This window comes from Natrialbaceae archaeon AArc-T1-2 (genome assembly GCF_030273315.1).
In the GTDB taxonomy this organism is placed as follows: Archaea; Halobacteriota; Halobacteria; order Halobacteriales; family Natrialbaceae; genus Tc-Br11-E2g1.
Genome location: NZ_CP127174.1, coordinates 1427617 through 1440643 on the forward strand (window position 1 = coordinate 1427617; position 13027 = coordinate 1440643).

The 13027-nt window shown below is 64.6% G+C and carries 11 protein-coding genes; 7 read left to right on the forward strand and 4 right to left on the reverse strand.

The window, feature by feature from the left end:
• The first annotated feature begins 952 nt into the window (after nt 1–952).
• Nucleotides 953–2635 carry a Cdc6/Cdc18 family protein gene (locus QQ977_RS07370; protein ID WP_285928500.1) on the forward strand — a complete coding sequence of 561 codons (1683 nt, stop codon included), beginning with the start codon at nt 953–955 and terminating at the stop codon, nt 2633–2635.
• Between the two features lie 87 nt (nt 2636–2722).
• Here QQ977_RS07370 and QQ977_RS07375 read toward each other — a convergent pair whose 3' ends face one another.
• On the reverse strand, nt 2723–3778 hold the full coding sequence (locus QQ977_RS07375; protein WP_285928501.1) for a S26 family signal peptidase: 1056 nt from the start codon (nt 3776–3778) through the stop codon (nt 2723–2725).
• Between the two features lie 115 nt (nt 3779–3893).
• Between QQ977_RS07375 and QQ977_RS07380 the strand changes: the two genes are divergently transcribed.
• Nucleotides 3894–5462: a DNA-directed DNA polymerase II small subunit gene (locus tag QQ977_RS07380; protein WP_285928503.1), complete on the forward strand. Its 1569-nt coding sequence runs from the start codon at nt 3894–3896 to the stop codon at nt 5460–5462.
• On the opposite strand, the gene QQ977_RS07385 is transcribed toward QQ977_RS07380, so the two are convergent.
• Nucleotides 5455–5910: a hypothetical protein gene (locus QQ977_RS07385; protein WP_285928504.1), complete on the reverse strand. Its 456-nt coding sequence runs from the start codon at nt 5908–5910 to the stop codon at nt 5455–5457. The genes QQ977_RS07380 and QQ977_RS07385 overlap by 8 nt on opposite strands.
• A gap of 212 nt (nt 5911–6122) precedes the next feature.
• On the opposite strand from QQ977_RS07385, the gene QQ977_RS07390 reads away from it, so the two are divergent.
• Entirely contained in the window at nt 6123–7301 is a 1179-nt protein-coding gene (locus QQ977_RS07390; protein ID WP_285928505.1) for an aspartate kinase, read from the forward strand.
• Nucleotides 7302–7356: 55 nt separating this feature from the next.
• Nucleotides 7357–8565 (forward strand): inorganic phosphate transporter, encoded by a 1209-nt coding sequence (locus QQ977_RS07395; protein ID WP_285928506.1) that lies wholly within the window; start codon nt 7357–7359, stop codon nt 8563–8565.
• Nucleotides 8566–8587: 22 nt separating this feature from the next.
• Here the strand turns inward: QQ977_RS07395 and QQ977_RS07400 are convergent, their stop codons facing one another.
• Together QQ977_RS07400 and QQ977_RS07405 are read right to left on the reverse strand one after the other, a co-directional pair.
• Nucleotides 8588–8806, reverse strand: a complete 219-nt coding sequence (locus tag QQ977_RS07400; RefSeq protein ID WP_285928508.1) for a hypothetical protein — start codon at nt 8804–8806, stop codon at nt 8588–8590.
• A gap of 52 nt (nt 8807–8858) precedes the next feature.
• Nucleotides 8859–9290 carry a universal stress protein gene (locus tag QQ977_RS07405; RefSeq protein ID WP_285928510.1) on the reverse strand — a complete coding sequence of 144 codons (432 nt, stop codon included), beginning with the start codon at nt 9288–9290 and terminating at the stop codon, nt 8859–8861.
• 90 nt (nt 9291–9380) lie between these two features.
• Here QQ977_RS07405 and QQ977_RS07410 point away from each other — a divergent pair, with 90 nt between their 5' ends.
• The 3 genes from QQ977_RS07410 to cgi121 are packed head-to-tail and all read left to right on the forward strand — an operon-like array spanning nt 9381 to nt 12948.
• Nucleotides 9381–10064 (forward strand): DUF6498-containing protein, encoded by a 684-nt coding sequence (locus tag QQ977_RS07410; protein WP_285928513.1) that lies wholly within the window; start codon nt 9381–9383, stop codon nt 10062–10064.
• 26 nt (nt 10065–10090) lie between these two features.
• Nucleotides 10091–12451: an ATP-dependent DNA helicase gene (locus QQ977_RS07415; protein ID WP_285928514.1), complete on the forward strand. Its 2361-nt coding sequence runs from the start codon at nt 10091–10093 to the stop codon at nt 12449–12451.
• Entirely contained in the window at nt 12451–12948 is a 498-nt protein-coding gene (cgi121, locus tag QQ977_RS07420; RefSeq protein ID WP_285928515.1) for a KEOPS complex subunit Cgi121, read from the forward strand. Before QQ977_RS07415 ends, cgi121 begins: the two co-directional genes overlap by 1 nt.
• Nucleotides 12949–13027: the final 79 nt, after the last annotated feature.

Consider the following 13027-nt stretch of genomic DNA (forward strand, 5'->3'; position numbering starts at 1 on the left):
CGGGAGTGTCAACGATATTAGGGATGGGCGAGGATAGCAAGCTGATGTGACGGTGGCCTACCCGATTGCCGACCCCCCCACCCCTTCGTTTCGGGTGGAAACTGCCGAACGTTCGTTCCGGAAATACGGGCAATACCACCTTTCGTTCCCATCGAACGCACGTTTACAGGTGTGAGATGCCGGAATTTGGTCCGGAGATGGTTCTAGTAATTCGGGAGGCAGACAGCCGCGTTTTTGATTCTCTCTAGTAACTAAATACAACACATCTAGTAATAAGTTAGATCTGCTAGGACTGCGGATACTGTTTCTATTCGCTTCACTTGAATCTTCCTACTCTAGATACCCCCCCCTCTCCCCCCTCCCTTCTCACAGAGTTGCACTCGAAACGAAGGGGTGGGGGGGTCCAGTATCTCTCTCCCATCTCAGATCCTTTCCAGCTGTCCTCAATACCATTCAATCTTCGACGGCAACAATGTGCAGGACACACGCGGTCTCGCCGACACCTGCTGGATCACTATGGGATCTACACTCCGAACTCACACGGACACGTCAACGTATCCTCGTGGCGAACCGTTCTCACGGTCGCCACACTCGAGACACGTTTGACTCGTCCACGTTTCTGATACTGTCGGCTGTAACTGTGTGACGATTCTCGCCTCCGGTAACGGCGAGAGTCTCACACGACGAACAGCTGGCAGTATGACTCGACCTCGAGAGAGACCGTACCGCACACATATTTCACTTCGTGCGCGTAACAACACTTAATAGAGGATAACAACGTTCAGCGGAAGGGAAGAATTTAATATCTAGTCTTTCCTCTGGTTCGATTGCATCAACTGGACCCGAGGGAACTATCGAAATCTCGATAACGGCTTTCTGTAGTCTGTACGAGCCGAAACACTCTCGCTCGGGTCGACCTTCCACCTGAAACGAGGGGGTACGTGCACGCCAGATGTCTGACGACGATCAGTACCGAACCGATCCGGGTCGTGACCTCGACCTCGAGTCGGCACGCGGGTTCGCGACGGACCTCGCGGAGACCGATCTAACCGAGGGAGAGCTGACCGACGAGGACTCGAGTCAGGGACTGTTCGACGATTTGCTCAGTGGCGAACCGATCTTCGAGAACAAGGAGGTACTTCGCCCCTCGTACACGCCACACGAACTTCCCCACCGAAGCGACCAGATCAACAAGATGGCGACGATCCTCGTCGCCGCGCTGCGTGGAGAAACGCCTTCGAACATCCTCATCTACGGCAAGACCGGCACGGGAAAGACCGCGAGTGCGAAGTTCGTCAGCAAGGAACTCGAGAGCACCTCCTCGAAGTACAGTGTTCCGTGTGACGTCGAGTACATCAACTGCGAGGTGACCGACACGCAGTATCGCGTACTCGCCCAGCTCGCGAACAAGTTCATCGAGGAGAACGAACGGCTCATCGAGGATCGAATCGCCTCCCTCGAAGAACTTCGTGAGGCAGTCGAAACCTACGAGGAGGGGTGTGCGGACTCGAGTACCGACTCGACGGCGGGTTCGCTGTTCGATCCCGACGATCCGGGCGTCGACGACCGAACCGACGCTTCGGATGCGTTCGATACGGACGGTTCCACCTCGCCGTCCGGTGAATCTCCAGTCGAAACGAAGGGGTCTGACGGATCGGCCGAGGACCATCCGCTGGCGGAGACGGAGTTCTCTTCGGCCGCCGAGATCGACGGACGGATCGACTCGCTCGAGACCGATCGCGACTCCTTCGAGGAGGTGCCGATGACCGGATGGCCGACCGACCGGGTTTACAGCGTCTTCTTCGACGCTGTGGATTACTCAGAGCGCGTCGTCGTCATCATGTTAGACGAGATCGACAAACTCGTCGAGAAAAGCGGCGACGACACCCTGTATAACCTCTCGCGGATGAACTCCGAACTCGAGAACTCCCGGGTGTCGATCATCGGCATCTCGAACGACCTGAAGTTCACCGACTTTCTCGATCCCCGCGTCAAGTCCTCGCTCGGGGAGGAGGAGATCGTCTTCCCGCCCTATGACGCAAACCAGCTCCGGGACATCCTCCAGCACCGGGCCGAAGTGGCGTTCAAAGACGGTGCGCTCTCCGAGGACGTCATCCCGCTGTGTGCAGCCTTTGCCGCACAGGAACACGGAGACGCCCGGCGGGCGCTCGATCTCCTGCGGACGGCGGGCGAACTCGCCGAACGCTCCCAGTCCGAGACGATCGTCGAGGATCACGTCCGCCGGGCACAGGACAAGATCGAACTCGATCGAGTCGTCGAGGTCGTCCGCACCCTGCCGACTCAGAGCAAACTCGTTCTATTCTCGATCATTCTACTCGAGAAAAACGGCGTCCACAGCATCAACACGGGCGAGGTCTACAACATCTACAAACGCCTCTGTGAGGAGATCGACGCCGACGTCCTCACCCAGCGTCGCGTGACCGATCTCATCAGCGAACTCGACATGCTCGGCATCGTCAACGCCGTCGTCGTCTCGAAGGGACGGTACGGCCGCACGAAAGAGATCAGCCTCTCGGTTCCGCTCGAGGAGACGGAAGTCGTCTTGCAGTCGGACTCTCGGCTGTCGGATATCGAGGACGTCCAGCCGTTCGTCCAGGCGCGATTCGATAACTGATACTGCCGGACGTACGTCGTGAACGATTCGCGCCGCCCCGGGGTGGCGCGAATCGTCACACAGGTACGTCCGATAGTATGACGCCCGCTACCAGCTTCCCGGACGACGGCTGCCGGCGATCGCGGCGACGCTCGCGACGGCGACGAGACCGACCTGGAGGCCGCTCGAGCCGCCGGAGGCGGGTCCTCTGTCGGGACCGAGGTTGGGGCCAGGTCCGGGTGTGGAACCGGCCTGTGACGGCGAACTCACGAGCAGCGAGTCAAACACCAGTCGAACGTGCCCGAGCCACGGAATGCGTACCGACGCTTTGCCGGTGACCCACTCCGGGCTGACGACGTCCGTCGGAGCACCGCTGCCTGCCTGATCGTAGCCCGAGTTCGCGTCGCCTTTGGTGATGAATCCGTCGTGGTCGGCCGGACAGGTGGTGAGGTCCTCACAGGTAGCGCCGTTGAGATGCTCCGGATCCGCCTGTTCGTCGACCCAGTTGTCGTCTTCTTCGACCCAGTAGTGAGCTCGGTGTATCACGGGGGTCTGAAACTCGTCGCCGTTGGGCTCGAAGATGATCACGTCTCCGGGTTCGCCGAACTTCTCGTGGCCGCCGTTCTGGCCGTTCTCGTAGGTAACGACGCCGGTCCCGTCGATCGGCTCGTCGCCGACGAAGCGGTTCTCGTCGACGACGAAGATCATGTCGCCACGTTCCATGTTCGGCTCCATACTGCCGCTTTCGACGGCGACCAGCGGGGGCCAGACGCCGCTGACCGCGAACAGCACGAGCCCGATCAGGAGGACGATCGCGACGCTGCTTGCGACGTCACGGATCATCGTCACCGTGCCGTCGTCCGACTTCAGAAACCAGCGCACGACGCCGTCGTCTTCGATCGTCACCCCGCCGGAACGGGTCGGTCGATCGCCGTCGGCGCGTCGACTGGACCCGGTGTCGTGAGGGCCTGAATCGCCACGTGGTTTGGCCCATCCGTCGCCGTCTGATCCACTGTCGTCGTCTCTCCCGTCGTGCTCCGACCGGGACAGGTCGTCACGTCGTCGATCGTCGTCGTGGTCGCCGTCGGACTCCCCTTCATCGTCACGGCTATTGCGACTATCGTGGGGGCCGCTGGAGGAGTCGTCCGGACCGGGACCGCTCATCGCCTCCTTCTTTGCCGGGCCCGGCAATCAACCTTCTGTTCGTGCCAGTCGTGGACCGATGCCGATAGCCGGACATTCGTCACCCTTATTTCGAAACTCACGAAACCCGACTGGTGTGCCACTCGAGGGGTCTGCCCGGATCGTCGACGCGTTCACGAGCCGTGGCTACAACGTCGAACGCGAGGCGGTGACCCTGATCGCGTCCTCGGAGAATCCGGCCGCGACGATCGAACGCGTCGTCGACGCCACAGCTGAGGGAACGCTCGTCGTGCGGACGGATCACGTCCGGTCGATCCTCGAGTCGTCCGATAGCGGGACTTCCGTCGACGGCGTCGACGACCCCCCCACTTCAACTGGAGCACCCCCCACCGAGACGCCACACGAAAGCGAGGCGTCTCCAGTTGAAATGGAGGGGTCGGAGGTGGCAGAGGCCTCGGCGGGATCGACGCGAACGGTCGATCGGTCGGTCGACCCCACGCTTCGTGACCTCGAGATCGACGGCGACATGACCGGCCAGAGTACGGGAACGGGCGAGTACGACGACTTCGTGTCGGTCTTTCGCGACCGGCTCGAGCGACTCGGCTCGAAACTCCGCGGGCGGGTCAACCACCGGCCGGCGAGTGCGATCGCGGACATGCCCGGCGGCGAGGAGGTCGCGATGGTCGGACTGGTCAACGACGTGCGCTCGACGGCGAGTGGCCACTGGCTGATCGAACTCGAGGACGCCACCGGCACGTTCCCGTGGCTCGTCATGAAGGATCGGGAGTACGTCGACCTCGTCGACGAACTGCTGTACGACGAGGCCCTGGCGATGGCGGGGACGCTGTCGGACGATTCGGGGATCGCCTTCGTCGACTCGATGTACTTCCCGGACGTACCCCGAACGCACGAGCCCTCGACTGCGGATCGACACGTGCAGGCGGCACTGATAAGCGACGTCCACGTCGGCAGCCAGGAGTTCATGGCCGGGGCCTGGAACCGGTTTGCCGACTGGCTGCACACCGAGGAGGCCCGCCACGTCGAGTACCTGCTGATCGCCGGCGACATGGTCGAAGGCGTCGGCGTCTACCCCGACCAGGACGAGGAACTCGAGATCGTCGACATCTACGAGCAGTACGAGGCGTTCAGCGAGCACCTGAAGTCGGTTCCGGGGGATATGGAGATCGTCATGATTCCGGGCAACCACGACGCGGTCCGCCTCGCTGAGCCCCAACCCGGCTTCGACGAGGACCTGCGCGAGCTCATGTCGGCTCACGACGCTCGCATCGTGAGCAACCCCTCCACGGTGACGATCGAGGGCGTCTCCGTGCTGATGTACCACGGCGTCAGCTTAGACGAGGTGATCGCGGAACTCCCCGAGGAGAAAGCGAGCTACGACGACCCCCACAGGGCGATGTACCACCTCCTCAAGAAACGCCACGTCGCACCGCAGTTCGGCGGTCATACCCGGCTGGCTCCCGAGGAGAACGATTACCTCGTCATCGACGAGGTGCCCGACGTCTTCCATACTGGCCACGTCCACAAACTCGGCTTCGGGAAGTACCACAACGTGCTCGCGATCAACTCCGGCTGCTGGCAGGCCCAGACCGACTTCCAGGAGAGTGTCAACATCGATCCTGACTCGGGGTATGCGCCGATCGTCGACCTCGACACGCTCGATGTGACCGTCCAGAAGTTCAGTTAGTCCCCCTCGAACTCGGCTCGAGTCGAAACCGGACCGTTCGTGCGCCGTCGAATCGCGGACCGAACCCGCGTTCGTCGAATCCGAGTTCCCTGGCGGCGTCTTCGACCCGGTCGTCCCCGAGTGGGACGAGCACCTCGACGTTCATCCCCTCGCGTTCGGCGAACCGAACCGGCTCGGCGAGCAGCCGTTTACAGGCGTCTTCGGTGCCGTCGATCTGTGTGACGTGGACCGTCTCGGCCTGGGCGTCGAAGCTGATGAACCCGAGCAGATCCTCCGGGTTCGAGCCGTTGTACTGTGTTTCCGAGACGTCAGCGTTCGGATCGTGGGTTCGTTCTTCCGCCACGCGCACCGTGCGATCGTGGACGAGATTTCGCATTACGTCGGTCGGTGAGTCCGCGATCGCCGCCAGCGCGTCGGCGTCGGCCTCGAGCGCGTCCCGTACGTTCATCGGCGTATGACAAGGACACCCACGGATGTGAATGTTACCCCGCCGACGGGCCGTCCGATCCGGTGGCGACCGAGAGAGGAGTACTCGAGACCAGCGGTAAACGACCCGGTTTCCGCGCTGTTTGGAGATGAACACAGTTATCTGCCCGCTCTGGTAACGGTAGTCCATATGACCGTATCCACCGGCTGTTCACACGTCAGTGGGGTGAACGTATGCGCGTCGTAGCGAAGTTCGGCGGGACGAGCCTCGGCAGCGGCGACCGGATCAACCGCGCCGCCGACTCCATCGCCGCCGCCGTCGAGGACGGCCACGAGATCACCGTCGTCGCCAGCGCGATGGGGGCGACGACCGACAAACTCCTAGAAGAGATCACCTTCGACGTCGACGACGCCGACCGCGCCCAGATCGTCAGCATGGGCGAACGGACGTCGGTCCGCATGCTCAAGGCCGCGCTCTCGGCTCGTGGCGTCGACGCCCGCTTTTTCGAACCCGGAAGCGACGACTGGCCGGTCATCACCGACGAACACGGCGAGGTCGACGTCGAGACGACCCGCGAGCGTGCACGCGAGATCGCCTCGAATCTGGATTTGGAGGTTGCGGTCGTCACCGGCTTCCTCGCACAGGCTCACGACGGCTCGATCACGACGCTCGGCCGTGGGGGCAGCGACACGACGGCCGTCATGCTCGGCAACTACATGGACGCCGACGAGGTCGTCATCGTCACCGACGTCGAGGGCGTCATGACTGGCGACCCGAACGTCGTCGAAGGGGCCCGAAACGTCGGCGAGATCTCAGTCGACGAGCTCCGGAACCTCTCGTTCCGCGGAGCCGAAGTCGTCGCGCCCTCCGCGCTGTCGTACAAAGACAGCAACTTAGACGTCCGGGTCGTCCACTACCAACACGGCGACTTGCTCTCGGGCGGAACCAGCATCGAAGGCGAGTTCAGGAACCTCGTCGACATGCGCGAGAAACCGCTCGCCTGTCTCACTGTCGCCGGCCGCGCGATCCGCAACCAGCCCGGTGTTTTCCAGTCGCTGTCGGCCGCGCTCGGAAACAACGACGTCAACATCGACGCGGTCGCAAGCGGGATGGACACCATCACGTTCTACGTCGACGCCGACGAGGCCGAGTTCGCCGAGAACATCCTCCACCGCGAAGTCGTCGAACAGGACGCGCTCTCGAGTGTCACCGTCGACGAACCGCTCGCCGTGGTTCGGGTCACCGGTGGCGATCTCCCGAACCGGCCCGGCATCATCAGCGAGATCGTCTCTCCGCTTGCGGAGGCTCGCATCGACATCCACGACGTGATCACGAGCGCGACCAGCGTCGCCCTATTCGTCGACTGGGACGACCGTGAGGACACCCTCGAGACCACACAGGAACTGCTGTAGATACGTTCCTCTCGGGAGAACGGTTATCCCTCGACGCCGAATATCAACGGACGGAATGGTTGCGCTCTCGTTCGCCGTTCTCGTCGCTGTTGCTGTTCTTACGTGCCTGTCGATGGCTTGGGTGCTCGGTGCGAACAGTAACTCACCACCGTTTGCACCTGCTATCGGCGCGAACGCGATCTCGACGATGCAGGCCGCGTTCGTCATCGGGGTGCTCGCGGCCGCGGGGGCGATCGCCCAGGGCGGGAGCATCTCCGAGACGGTCGGCGCGGATCTCATAGACGGCGTGACGATCACGCCGCTTGCGGCTATCGCCGGCCTGTTGACTGCGGCGACGTTCATGGCGATCGGGATCTACACGCGCTATCCCATCCCCGCGGCGTTTGCGACGACGGGGGCGATGGTCGGTGTCGGCCTCTCGCTCGGTGGCGATCCCGCGATGGCCACCTACCGACGACTCGGCACGTTCTGGCTGCTCGTCCCGTTCATGTCCGGGGGGCTCGCCTACGCCACCGCGGTCGTCCTCCGTCGCGACGACGTTCCCGAAACGGTCGGCGTTCCGTTGCTTGCGGGTTTCGTCGGTGCGATCCTCGCGAACGTCCGCCTCGGCGTCATTCCCGACCCCGAGGCCGCCCAGGGGACGCTTGCAACCTTCCTCTCGCGTCGGCTCGGCGGCGGCCCTACCATCGCCGGCACCGTCGATCTCGGCGTCGTCCTCGTGACCCTCGCGGCCGGTCTGCTTGCTGCCGTCTGGGTCCGTAGACGGGTGCTGGCTTCCGTCGAGCGCGGCATCCGTTCGTTCCTGCTCGTGCTCGGCGGCATCGTCGCCTTCTCCTCGGGGGGCTCCCAGGTCGGGCTCGCAACCGGTCCCCTCGAGAACCTCTTTCGGGAGGGACTGGGCCTGCCCGGAATCGCCCTGCTCTCGCTCGGTGCGGCCGGCATCCTCGCCGGCGCGTGGATGGGCGCGCCCCGACTGCTGCAGGCGACCTCGAGGGAGTACGCCCAGCTTGGCGTCCGTCGGTCGATCGCAGCGCTCGTCCCCGGGTTCGTCATCGCCCAGCTCGCGATCGCACTCGGTATCCCGATCTCGCTGAACAACATCATCCTCTCGGGGGTCGTCGGCGGCGGACTGGCCGGCGGCTCGGCCGGCGTCTCCCGGCGCAAGATCGGATTCACCGTCACGTTCTGGCTGCTCACGCTCGCGTCCTCGATCGCCGTCGGCTTCGGCGTCTATCGGCTGTTCGCGACCGTCGCCGGCGGGTAAACACGGCGATACCGACGCTCGATCACTCGGCGGGTGTCACCAGATAACTGCCACCCATGGCGATGATTCCGGCGAAGATGCCGAAGAGACCGATCGGCGGCGAGACGAACGCGATCCCGGCACCGAAGATCACCAGCCCGGCACCGAAGCGTCTGATCGCCGAGCCGGGGTTGTAGCCACAGTCGGGACACTCGAGGTCGTGTCTCGAGATCTCCTCGCCGCAGTTCCGACACCGGACCATGGTACTCGAACGATCGCGGCGGACGGTGAACCCTTCGGATTCGGTCGTGAAATCACTCGAGGACGGTGACGGGAACCGGGGTTCGCTCGACGACGGTCGTCGCGACGTCGCGGCCGAGGACCCGTCGCACGAGCCCGTTCGTCTCGGCCCTGTGACCACCCATGACGACGTGGTCGAACCCCTCCTCGCTCGCGACACGCGGGACGACGGTTCCGGGTCGCTCTTCGGCCGTGATGATCTCGACTCGCCCGTTTCCATCGACGCGTTCGACGAGTTCGGTCGCGCTCTCGCGTGCCTGGCTCGTCCGGTCCTCGCTTCGCTCGAGGACGCCACCCTCGCTCAGCGGCGCGTCGAGCGGGGTGACGACGACGAGGACAGTGATCTCGGCGTCGGGAAACGTCTCGAGGGCGTAGGTCAGAGCCTCCGCTTCGCGGGGGAGACCCAGCGTGGGAACGAGGACGCGGTCCGGGTCGGGGTCGACCATCAGCGTGTGATTCGGTCGCGACGTCTATCGGTCTATCGCCGCCAGTATTCATAAAGACACTACTGGTTCGAGCCGCTCGTATTCCTCAGTGTGTACTCGTCGTGGAAGCGGTCGCAGACGGCGTTTGTCGCCGTTCTCCTCGCGAACCTCGCGTCGGTGGTCGCGATCTGGTGGTACGACTGGCAGGCACACGCTCTCCTGATGGTCTACTGGCTGGAAACCGGCGTCATTGGGGCGATCTACGTGGCGAAGATTCGCCGCGCAGCGGGCACCGACGACCCCGAAGCTATTCGGTCGTGGACGACAGTCGACGGCGAACCGCCCGAGTCGTACGTCGGGAAGTCGAACCGGACGGTCGCCGTCGCTCTCGTCCGGAACTACGCCGGATTCTGGCTCTTCGCGGGCGTGTTCTTCCTGATCATTCCGTTCGCCGAGGAGATGGCGCTCGAGCCGGCGAGTCCGGACGCTGTCGCCCTCGCGGCCGTCAGTCTCGTCGGCTATCACATCTTCTCGTACTGGTACGAGTACGTCGGGCTTCGAGAGTTCGAACACCGCGGTCCGGTGTCGTTGCTGGTCGAACCTGCACCGCGGTTCTGGGTGCTCGGGCTGACGCTCATCTTCGGGCTCGGCGCGACCTCGCTCACTCAGAGCCCGATGGGCGTGCTCGTCGTGCTGGTCGTGTTCAAGACCAGTGCCGACCTGTTGTTCCACAGGCGAGAGCGAAAGTGCGCTCTGGAGCGATCGTCCTCGAGCGAGCGAGAGACGACAGTTTAAACCACTGGACGCGCCAACCCCGGATAATGAACGTCGAGGAGCTGTCGGGGCTGCCCGCGGGTGCCCTCGAGCACTTCCGGACGGAGGGCATCGAGGAGCTGTACCCGCCACAGGCCGAGGCGGTCGAGGCCGGCGTCCTCGAGGGCGAGAACCTCGTCGCCGCGGTGCCGACCGCGAGCGGGAAGACGATGATCGCCGCCCTGGCGATGCTGTCGGCGATCGAGCGTGGCGGGACGGCGCTGTACATCGTCCCGCTCCGAGCACTCGCCAGCGAGAAACGCGAGGAGTTTTCGGCCTACGAGGCATTCGACGTCTCCGTCGGCGTCGCGACGGGTAACTACGAATCGACGAGCGACTGGCTCGCGACGAAAGATATCGTCGTCGCCACCAGCGAGAAAGTCGACTCGCTGGTGCGAAACGACGCCTCGTGGCTCTCGGAGCTCACCTGCGTCGTTTCCGACGAAGTTCACCTGGTCGACGACGCCTCCCGTGGGCCGACGCTCGAGGTCACGCTCGCGAAACTCCGCAAACTCAATCCCGCGTTGCAGGTCGTCGCGCTCTCGGCGACGGTGGGCAACGCCGGCGAGATCGCCGACTGGCTCGAGGCCGACCTCGTCGACACCGACTGGCGGCCGATCGACCTCAAAACCGGCGTCCACTACGGCAACGCCGTCCAGTTCGACGACGGCTCGACCCGCGAAGTCCCGGTCGAGGGTACGGAAAAACAGGAGGAGGCACTCGTCCGGGACATCCTCGGCGAGGACGGTTCCTCGCTCGCGTTCGTCAACTCTCGACGCAACGCCGAGGCGGCGGCGAGTCGTCTCTCGGGGGTCACCACCCGGGCGCTGACGGACGCGGAACGCGAGCAACTCGCGGATCTGGCCGACGAGATTCGCGACGTCAGCGACACCGAGACGAGCGCGGATCTGGCAGACTGCGTCGAACGCGGCGCGGCCTTTCACCACGCCGGGCTCTCGAGCGATCATCGTTCGCTCGTCGAGGAGGCCTTCCGCGAGCGACTGCTGAAGGTCATCGCCGCCACGCCGACGCTCGCGGCCGGGGTCAACACGCCCGCCCGGCGCGTGATCGTCCGCGACTGGCGGCGGTTCGACCCCAGCGCCGGCGGGATGGCACCGCTCGACGTCCTCGAGGTCCACCAGATGATGGGCCGGGCGGGCCGTCCCGGGCTCGATCCCTACGGCGAGGCGGTCTTGCTCGCGAGCAGTTACGACGAGAAAGACGAACTGTTCGATCGGTACGTCTGGGCCGATCCCGAACCCGTCCGCTCGAAACTCGCCGCCGAACCCGCCCTGCGCACCCACGTGCTGGCGACGGTCGCCTCCGGCTTCGCCCGCACCCGCGAGGGGCTGCTCGACTTTCTCTCCGAGACCCTCTATGCGAGTCAGTCGAGCGAACCGGGCCGGCTCGAGGCTGTCACCGACGACGTACTCGCCTACCTCGAGCGAAACGACTTCATCGAGCGCGACGGTCCCGGCGAGCCCCGGGGAGAGAACGAGGACGACGCGTTCGTCTCGGCGGCCGACCTCGACGACGCCGGGGGAACCGACGGGGCGACCGTCGACCTGCAGGCGACGAGTCTCGGCCACACCGTCTCTCGGCTCTACCTCGATCCCATGAGCGCCGCCGAGATCGTCTACGGCCTCGAGTCGGCCGACGAGCGCCCGACCGCGCTCGGACTCTACCAGCTCGTCGCCCGCACGCCGGACATGTACGAACTCTACCTCCGGTCGGGCGAGGACGAGACCTACGGCGAGCTGTTCTACGAGCGCGAAGACGAACTGCTCGGAAACGCGCCGAGTGAGTTCGAAGACGACCGCTTCGAGGACTGGCTCGCCGCACTCAAGACGGGGACGCTGCTCGAGGACTGGGCGAGCGAAGACGACGAGGGGCGGATCACCGAGCGCTACAAGATCGGGCCCGGCGACCTCCGTGGGAAGGTCGACACCGCCGAGTGGTTGCTCGGTGCGGCCGAATCGCTGGCCGCCGAACTCGACAGCGAGTGGACTGCCGCCGTCCGTGAGGCCCGGGCACGCGTCGAACACGGCGTCCGCGAGGAGCTGCTCGAGCTCGTCTCGATACGTGGCGTCGGTCGCAAGCGCGCCCGCCGACTGTACGAGGTCGGCCTCGAGACGCCCGTCGATCTGCGTGAAGCGGACAAGGGAGTCGTTCTCGCGGCCCTGAGAGGTGAGAAGACGGCCGAGACCGTCCTCGAGAACGCCGGTCGCGAGAACCCCTCGATGGAGGGCGTCGAACCGCGGGCCGACGTCGACGGCGAACCGACCGAGCGCGACGAGACGACCGACGGCGACGGCGCGGACGCAGACCCCGACCGCGCCGAGAGCCAGTCCAGCCTGGGTGATTTCTGATGGAGCTACTCGAGACCCGGGTCGACGTCGACGACCTCGATAGCTTCCTCGCCCGGCTGGACGAGATCGGTTCCCGCCACGGGGTGACGATCCAGGCGTTCGACGCCCGCTACGTCGCCGACCGTCGCCACCTCGAACGCGCCGTGGCACTCGCCGACCGGGCGGTCGACCGCGGCGAGAACGTCGCCCGCGATCGGGCCGTCGAGATCTTGCTGTACGCTGCGGGTCGTCGACAGATCGACCGCGCCCTCGAGATGGGGCTCTCGCCGGGCGAGAACCGCGCCGTCATCCTGATCGAGGGCGAGGACGAAGACGACGCACTCGCAGACCTCGACGCGCTCGAGGCGGTCGTCGACCGAGAACCGACACTCGGCGAGTACGACGAGGAAGTTCTGTGTTCGTTCTTCGGGATCACCGACGCCGAACGGGCGGCGACCGACGCGACCCTCGAGGAGCTGGTCCGTGAGCGGGTCGCGTTGCTCGAGGTCGCGAAGTGATACTGTCGGTCATGGACCTGTGAGCTGGTGTCCGGGTGATCCGGCCGTTGAACGTGTGTCTGGCCTGCTGTCACCATCT

Bases quoted from the DNA above. Each gene is read 5' to 3' on its own strand.
- QQ977_RS07370 (WP_285928500.1), top strand. From the start codon at position 953: ATGTCTGACGACGATCAGTACCGAACCGATCCGGGTCGTGACCTCGAC.
- QQ977_RS07375 (WP_285928501.1), bottom strand. From the start codon at position 3,778: ATGAGCGGTCCCGGTCCGGACGACTCCTCCAGCGGCCCCCACGATAGT.
- QQ977_RS07385 (WP_285928504.1), bottom strand. From the start codon at position 5,910: ATGAACGTACGGGACGCGCTCGAGGCCGACGCCGACGCGCTGGCGGCG.
- QQ977_RS07390 (WP_285928505.1), top strand. From the start codon at position 6,123: ATGCGCGTCGTAGCGAAGTTCGGCGGGACGAGCCTCGGCAGCGGCGAC.
- QQ977_RS07395 (WP_285928506.1), top strand. From the start codon at position 7,357: ATGGTTGCGCTCTCGTTCGCCGTTCTCGTCGCTGTTGCTGTTCTTACG.
- QQ977_RS07400 (WP_285928508.1), bottom strand. From the start codon at position 8,806: ATGGTCCGGTGTCGGAACTGCGGCGAGGAGATCTCGAGACACGACCTC.
- QQ977_RS07405 (WP_285928510.1), bottom strand. From the start codon at position 9,290: ATGGTCGACCCCGACCCGGACCGCGTCCTCGTTCCCACGCTGGGTCTC.
- QQ977_RS07415 (WP_285928514.1), top strand. From the start codon at position 10,091: ATGAACGTCGAGGAGCTGTCGGGGCTGCCCGCGGGTGCCCTCGAGCAC.
- cgi121 (WP_285928515.1), top strand. From the start codon at position 12,451: ATGGAGCTACTCGAGACCCGGGTCGACGTCGACGACCTCGATAGCTTC.